This is a genomic window from Streptomyces sp. adm13(2018) (assembly GCF_008042145.1).
Lineage (GTDB): Bacteria > Actinomycetota > Actinomycetes > Streptomycetales > Streptomycetaceae > Streptomyces.
The window spans coordinates 1,478-6,867 of sequence record NZ_RDBH01000093.1; the positions used below are offsets into that span (position 1 = coordinate 1,478).

4 protein-coding genes are annotated in these 5,390 nt (G+C 73.0%); all 4 read right to left on the reverse strand.

Annotated features, from left to right (window positions below; all coding sequences use genetic code 11):
- Positions 1–65: 65 nt before the first annotated feature.
- Positions 66–380 (reverse strand): (2Fe-2S)-binding protein, encoded by a 315-nt coding sequence (locus tag EAO70_RS08440; RefSeq protein WP_148002389.1) that lies wholly within the window; start codon positions 378–380, stop codon positions 66–68.
- 32 nt (positions 381–412) lie between these two features.
- Positions 413–1,570, reverse strand: coding sequence for an NAD(P)/FAD-dependent oxidoreductase (locus tag EAO70_RS08445; protein ID WP_148002390.1), 1,158 nt, complete (start codon positions 1,568–1,570; stop codon positions 413–415).
- 174 nt (positions 1,571–1,744) lie between these two features.
- Positions 1,745–4,132 carry a collagenase gene (locus EAO70_RS08450; RefSeq protein ID WP_148002391.1) on the reverse strand — a complete coding sequence of 796 codons (2,388 nt, stop codon included), beginning with the start codon at positions 4,130–4,132 and terminating at the stop codon, positions 1,745–1,747.
- Between the two features lie 336 nt (positions 4,133–4,468).
- Positions 4,469–5,390: glycosyltransferase family 4 protein (locus tag EAO70_RS08455; protein WP_148002392.1), on the reverse strand; the 922-nt coding region annotated here is incomplete at its 5' end.

The window sequence follows — 5,390 nt, forward strand, 5'->3', positions numbered from 1 at the left end:
GGGCCGCGGGGGCCGGAGCGTCCCCTGACCCGGGTGCCGGGGTGAAGGTTGCCGCGTCCCGCGGCTCAGACGCCGAGCCGGTCATGGCCGTGCCCTTCCTGGGTGGTGATCGCGTCACCGGGGCGGGCCGGGACCAGGCAGGCGCGGCYGTTGGGCTCTCCGTTGACGGTGGCGAGGCAGTCGTAGCACTGGCCGATGCCGCAGAACGCGCCGCGCGGGCGGGCTCCGTCCCGGGTGGTGCGCCAGGCCAGGATGCCCGCGCCCCACAGGGCCGCGGCGAGGGTCTGGCCCGGCAGGGCGGTGACGGGCCGGCCGTCGAAGGTGATCTCGAACGGCGGGTCGGGCTGTGCCCCGACGAGGCCGGTGGGGGTGCGGGCCACGGGCCCTCCTCTCGTGACGGTGGGTGCGTGCCTCAGGGTGCGGTGGCGTCGAAGCGCTCGGGGCGGAACGGGTGGGTGTCCAGGGGTGGCCGGGCGCCCGTGAGGGCGGCCGCGACGAGCTGCCCGGTGGCCGGTGCGAGGCCGATCCCGGCGCCCTCGTGGCCGCAGGCGTGCAGCAGTCCGGGCACGCGCGGGTCGGGCCCGATGGCGGGCAGGTGGTCCGGCAGGTAGGGGCGGAAGCCGGGGTAGGTCCGGATCGCCCGTACGCCGCCGAGGACCGGGAACAGTGAGGTGGCGCCGGCGGCGAGGCGGCGCAGGACCTCGGTGGAGAGCGTCCGGTCGAAGCCGACGCGCTCGCGGCTGGCGCCGATGAGGACGGGCCCGGCGGGGGTGCCCTCGACGACGGCGGAGGTCTGGAGGGCGGCGGAGCCGCTGGCGACGTCGGCCACGTAGTCGGCGGCGTACACCTTGTGCCGTACGACGCGCGGCAGGGGTTCGGTGACGAGCACGAAGCCGCGGCGGGGCAGGACGGGGAGGTGGACGCCGGCGAGCGCGGCGAGCGCGCCGCCCCAGGTCCCGGCGGCGTTCACGACGTGCGGGGCGTGGAGTTCCCGGGTGGCGGTCCGTACGCCCCTAATCGCCCCGTCCGCGCCGGTAAGGAGGCCGGTGACCTCCTCGCCGAGCGCCAGGCGGACCCGGTCGCCGGCGGCTCGGAGGAGCTGCGCGGCAGCGTGGGCGGGCATCACCTGGGCGTCCTGGGGGTAGTGGAAGCCGCCGGCGAGGTCCGGTGCGAGGTGGGGCTCCAGGTCGTGGAGCCGGTCACCGGACACCTCGTGGGCGACGACGCCCGCCTTCTCCTGGCGGGCCGCGAAGGCGCGCAGGGCGTGCAGTCCCGTGGCGTCGGAGGCGACGACGAGTCCGCCCTTGGGCTCGTACTCGACGGACGGCGGGAGCCGGTCGGCGAGTTCGGTCCACAGCGCGGTGGAGAGGAGGGCGAGGTCGAGTTCGGGGCCCGGCTCCTTGTCGGAGACCAGCAGGTTGCCCTCGCCCGCTCCGGTGGTGCCGCCCGCGACGTGACCCCGGTCGACGACGGTGACGGACAGGCCGGCGAGGGCCGCGTAGTGGGCGCAGGCGGCGCCGACGACGCCGGCGCCGATGACGATGACGTCCGAGGTTTCTCTCGTGGGCACGGCAGTAATATTTCACATTGCACCAGCTCTGCCAAGATCCTCGACAGGACCCGCACGGAGATCTTCCGCACGGGTCGCCGGTGCCGCCATTCCCGTATCGAGGGGTGGTACGGACGACGGCGCGGGGCCGGCCCCCTCCCATGGAGGGGACCGGCCCGGACGGGGCGGGGCGGGTCAGCTGCGGAGGGGACCCTCACAGCGGTAACTCGACGTGCCGGCGACCCTGTTGGTCCAGATGTCGACGGCGCCGAAGGAGCAGTTCATGTCGGCCAGGTTGTTCGAGGCGGCGCCCGCGCGGTCGAGCAGGAAGTAGTCGACCGTCTCGGACATGTCCTTGAAGGTCCGGTCCGCGCTGCCCGCGTCGGAGAGGTTGGCGGTGATCCGGCCGGTGCAGACGAAGCGGCGCTTGCCCGGGTCGCCGTTCTCCACGCAGTCGGGGGTGTTGTACGTGGCGGTGGCGAAGGCGGACTTCACGGAGGCCAGGGCGGAGTCGCGCAGCTGCGCGTTGGGGGTGAACGTGGTGTGGGGGACGAAGAGGCTGTCGACCTGGGCGATCTGGGCGTCGAGGAAGCGGTCGTAGGCGCTCTGGAGGCCGCTGTCGCCGGCGAGGCGGATGCGCCATGCGTCGTAGCCGGCGACGTCGTCGTTCCGCAGGTGGGTGTACATCTCGCGGATCAGGGAGGGCCGTTCGGTCCAGAGGAACTCGAAGAAGGTGCCGGCGTAGTTGTAGAAGCGGAAGCCGTCGCCGTCGTAGGTGGCGTTGAGGATCTGCCGGAGGTTCATCCGGGGGCCGCCGCCCGCCGTGTCGCCGATGATGCCGCGGACCAGGGATCTGCGGACCTTGATGCCGTCGTCGCGGGTGGCCCCGTCGAAGAACTCGGCCGTGCCCTCGTCCATGAAGGTGGTGCGGTCCCCCTGATACCAGGGCCCCTCCCCGAAGAAACCGGGTACGGCCCAGCGGCCGTTGAGGTAGTGCGTGTACTCGTGGCGGAAGAGTTCTTCGAGCGTCAGGGAGGAGTCCTGCGGGACACGGCGCTGGTAGGTGTAGAAGGTGGCGCCGCGCTCGATGTAGATGCCGCCGTTGTCGGTGTCCATCCCCGTCAGGATGGGGTGGTAGTTCTCGTAGTCGGCCCGGGATCCGTACAGGACGATGGTGAGGGTGGTGTTGGGGTCGCCGGCGAGCGGCTGCTCGCTGCCGAGCACGCGGTGGAACTGGGCCTTGACCTGCTTGCTCGCGTAGTACAGCTGGTCGACGGTGGCCCGGTCGAGCCCGGTGCGGACCTTGATCGCGCCGTTGTCGTAGGTGTACGTGTACGGGAAGATCTGCGCCTCGATGTCGGCCTTGCAGACGCCGTACGGCTTGCACGCGTCGAAGTAGTTGAGCCAGGAGACCACCTTGGCCCACTGCTGGCTCCCCCGGCCGAAGGTGGTCACGACCTGGCCGAGGAGGCCGCCGAGGTCCGCGGTGACGGCGCTCTTCAGGCTGGGGATCTCGCCGAACCGGCCGTACTCGCCCAGCGCGTCGCGGGCGACCCAGTCGTTGGCGGTGCCCTTCAGATGGGCGTAGCCCGCGAAGGCCTTGAAGACGGCGCGATACGCGGGGTCGGCGGCGGCCGCGGCCCGGAAGGCGGCGTCCTGGTTGCCCGAGTAGACCCCCAGGTAGTTGACGGAGAGCGCGGCGAGCGCGGCGCCCGCCCATGAGGGGTCGAGGTGGGTGGCGGGGTGCGCGGGATCCATGGTGGCGAGGACCCGCTTGATCAGCCCGAGTTGGTGCTGTCGCAGACCGGGGGCGCTCGCCGCGTAGAGGGCTTCGCGCAGGGTGAGGGCGTTGCTCTTCGTGACGTCGAAGGTGCGGGCCGCGGCGCCGAAGTCGGCGACGGCCCGGCGGACCGCGTCCACGGTCGGCGCGTCGGTGGTGTCGATCTCGTCGCGGGCGTAGTCGTGATACGCGACGGCGTGCAGATAGGTGAACATCTCCTCCAGGTGCGAGGAGTTGCGGCCGTCGTGGGTGGCGGCCAGGCCTGATATCCGGCGGGCGACGGCCTGGACGTGCGCGTCGGACATGACGGGCGCGAGCCGGGCGTCCCAGGTCCAGATCAGTCCGCGCAGACAGCCGTCGGCGAGGACGGCGGGGTCGGCGAGGAAGTCGGCGAACTGCTCGGGGCCGAGTCCGGTGATCCCGTCGAGGGTGCAGGGGACACCGGCGGCGGTCGTACGGGCGGTGGCGGCGAGGCTCCGCGCGGCGGTCGCCGCCTCGGCCGGCGCCCGGCCGGGAACCCGCCCGGTGGCGAGGCTCCCGGGGGCGGGCGCGGGCCCGAAGGTCTTGCGGGGTGCGGTGGCGAGGCGCTCCACCTCGTCGTAGGGGTTGCCGCCGTGCTCGGCCCGGGCGCCGGGGGCGCCGGTGAGCGCTGCGGGGAGGGTGGCGATACGGGCGTCCGTACGGGGTTCGTTACGGGCGTCGGTGTCGGCGGCGAGGACTCCGGTCTGGCCCGAGGAGGCGAGCAGGGCGACCGCGACGGCGGAGGTGAGCAGGGACGCGCGCACGCGTCTGGAGATGGACAACAGAACTCCATGTGGGGTGGGGGTTCGTCATGGGGATGTGACGAGAACTGTTGTGGTGCGCACGGTCTTGACGAGGACTCATCAAACCGTGTGCGGTGTAACATAGTAATGTGAAATTGCACTGACAACCCCTGTGCGCCCCTGAGTTACCCGAGGTTCACCGGGGGCGGGGCGTGCCGGGTACGGGAGATGACGCCCCGTCGGGTGGTGGACGGGGCGTCATGGGGGTCACCGGGCCACGGACCGGGGCGGCGCCGTCACCCCACCTGGGACAGCGCTACCCCCCTCACAAGGCGCTCCGGCTCAGACGGCGTCTCCCCGCACAAGGTGCCCGGTTCAGACGGCACTTCGTCGCTTCCGCTCGGTCACCGCCGTGTAGTGGTGCGCCAGGGCGCGGGCCATGGCCGTCGACGAATAGGTGGTACGCACGAGGCGCTGCGCGCGGGCGGCCATGGCCCGGGCCTGGTCGTCCTCGACCTGGACGAGGCGCCGCAGCCCGGCGCCGAGGGAGGCCGCCCCGCCGGTGTCCATCAGGATGCCGTTGAGGCCGTCGACGAGATAGGCGGGAACACCGCCCCGGCAAGGGCCCGCCACGAGCAGCCCGGCTTCCATCGCCTCCAGGACCGCGAGACCGAACTCCTCCTTCGCGCTCGGGCACACGTACCGGGCGCGGAACCGGCGCGAGGGAGCGGCCAGCGACCGTTCGAGCATGCGGACGTCGGGGTTCGACAGGGCCGGGAGCAGCAGAAGCCGCTCCCGGGCCTCGTCGCAGGAGGACAGGGCCTCTTCCATGCGCGCGTGCATCGCGCGCTCCACCGGGTCCGTGGTCGTCGCGCTTCCGCCGACGACCACGAGCAGCGACTCCCGATGGCATCCGGACTCGATCCAGGCACGGACCAGGAGATCCTGCTGTTTGACGGGGTGCAGCCGGCCGACGCTGAGCAGCACGACCGGCCTGTCCGCCGGGTGCGCCGCCGCCAGGCCGTCGATCCTGCCCAGCACGAGCCCGGCCCGCCGGGCCCGGGCGGCGGACGGCCGGTAGGGGGCGATCCCCTCCGGCGGGGCGCTGAGCACCCCGCCGCGGCCCCGCGCGGCCAGTCGGGGGAAGTACCGCAGGAMCTCCTCCGTGCCCCGGGCGCCCCCGGCGATGCCGACGACCCGGTCGGCGCGCTCGACCAGCCGGTCCGCCACGAACACGCGGTGGAGATCCTGCCGGAGCGCGATCGGGTCGGGGTGGGCGATGTCATGACGCTCGGTC